We start from the raw sequence: 1,633 nt of genomic DNA on the forward strand, positions 1-1,633 counted from the left end.
GCCCTTCGTGCCCGCGCCCGGCCTGGCGAATGAGCACGCGCAGACCATCTACGCCTCGCTCGTGCGCCCCACCCGCGTGCCCGCGCTGCGGCGCGAGCGCCTGGAGCTTCCGGACGGCGACTTCGTCGACCTGGACACCTTCGACGGCGCGGCGGGCGCGCCCCACGTCGTGGCGCTGCACGGCCTGGAGGGCTCGTCCCGCGCGGGCTACGTCACCGCCATCCTGCGAGGCGCGCGGACGCGCGGCTGGGGCGCCACCGCGCTCAACTTCCGCTCATGCAGCGGTGAGCCCAACCGGCTGGCGCGCTCGTACCACTCGGGCGACATCGATGACGCGCTCCGGGTGCTGAACGAGACGCGCGCCCGCGTTACCGGCCCGCTGTTCGCGGTGGGCTTCTCCCTGGGCGCCAACGTGCTGTGCCGGCTGCTGGAGTCGCTGGGCGACGACGCGCCCGTGGAGGCCGCCGCGTCCGTCAGCGCGCCGTATGACTTGAGCGCCTGCTGCCGCAAGCTCGACACGGGCGGCCCCTTCCACCGGCTGTACCGCGAGCGCTTCCTGCGGACGCTGAAGCAGAAGGCGCGCGACAAGCTGCGCCACTTCCCGAGCGCCTTCGACGGCCGGGCCATGGAGGCGGCGCGCACCATCCGCGCCTTCGACGACGCCGTCACCTCCGCGCTGCATGGCTTCCGCGACGCCGCCCACTACTACGCGGAGTCCTCCGCCGGGCCCCGGCTGCACGCCATCCGCAGGCCCACGCTGCTGCTGAGCGCCGCGGACGACCCGATGCTGGAGCTGCCCGTCATCCCGCCCGCCGCCGTCGACAATCCCCACCTGAGCGTCGTGGTGACGGAGCACGGTGGACACGTCGGCTTCGTCGGAGGCCAGGTGCATCGGCCCCACTTCTGGGCCGAGGCGCAGGTGCTGGCCTTCTTCGACGCGGTGCTGTCCCAGCCGCGCGCGGCCTGAGGCAGCGGCCTCGGCTCAGCCGAAGGACCACAGGATGCCGAGCTTCGCGGTGGGCTCGATGTTGCTCAGGCTCCAGCCGTGGAAGTTCGCGGGCTCCAGCGCGGCGCGGAACTGCTCGTCCACGCCGACGATGCCAGGGCTGTAGAGCCGCATGATGCTGAAGCCGCCGCGCACGAAGAAGGTCAGCCGCTTCGGGGCCTGCCATTCGAAGCCCAGCAGGGCGCTCGCGTAGGAGTAGCCCACGCGCTCCAGTGAATGGATGGGCATCTGCGTGCGGTCCACGATGCGCCGCTCCAGGCCCGCACCATTCGCGGGCCGCGCATGCCCCGCCTCCAGCGTCAGCGCGGGCGTCAGGCTGCCCTTCCAGGGCAGCAACGTGAGCCCCACGCGCGCTCCGGGACGGACCCCATTGTGCGTGCCGCCCACGTGGAGCCGGAGCATTCGCATGGGACGGAAGGAGAGTGACAGGCCCGCGCCCTCCGGGGCGCTGGCGTCCAGCATCAAGCCGAAAGGCGCCAGCCGCTCCGGGTCCTGGGTGCCGCGCCGCTGGAGCCCCGAAGCCGCCGCTGTCTGCGCCGTCAGCAGCACCCCGACCACTGCCAGCGCGGATACCACCCCCATGCCCTGCCTCCCGTGACACATGCCCCGTCCCGCCCGTCCTCCCAC

General features: G+C 73.0%; 2 protein-coding genes. One reads left to right on the forward strand and one right to left on the reverse strand.

Annotated features, from left to right (window positions below):
- On the forward strand, positions 1-967 hold a 967-nt coding region (locus G4D87_RS37530), incomplete at its 5' end, for a hydrolase (protein WP_240358931.1).
- 15 nt (positions 968-982) lie between these two features.
- Here the strand turns inward: G4D87_RS37530 and G4D87_RS37535 are convergent.
- Positions 983-1,588 carry a hypothetical protein gene (locus G4D87_RS37535; protein ID WP_163787556.1) on the reverse strand — a complete coding sequence of 202 codons (606 nt, stop codon included), beginning with the start codon at positions 1,586-1,588 and terminating at the stop codon, positions 983-985.
- Positions 1,589-1,633 lie beyond the last annotated feature (45 nt).

Origin of the sequence: Myxococcus vastator, assembly GCF_010894475.1 — a bacterium.
GTDB lineage: Bacteria > Myxococcota > Myxococcia > Myxococcales > Myxococcaceae > Myxococcus > Myxococcus vastator.

What these genes read in the sequence shown, in the direction of transcription:
- G4D87_RS37535 (WP_163787556.1), bottom strand. Translation starts at nt 1,588, where the DNA reads ATGGGGGTGGTATCCGCGCTGGCAGTGGTCGGGGTGCTGCTGACGGCG.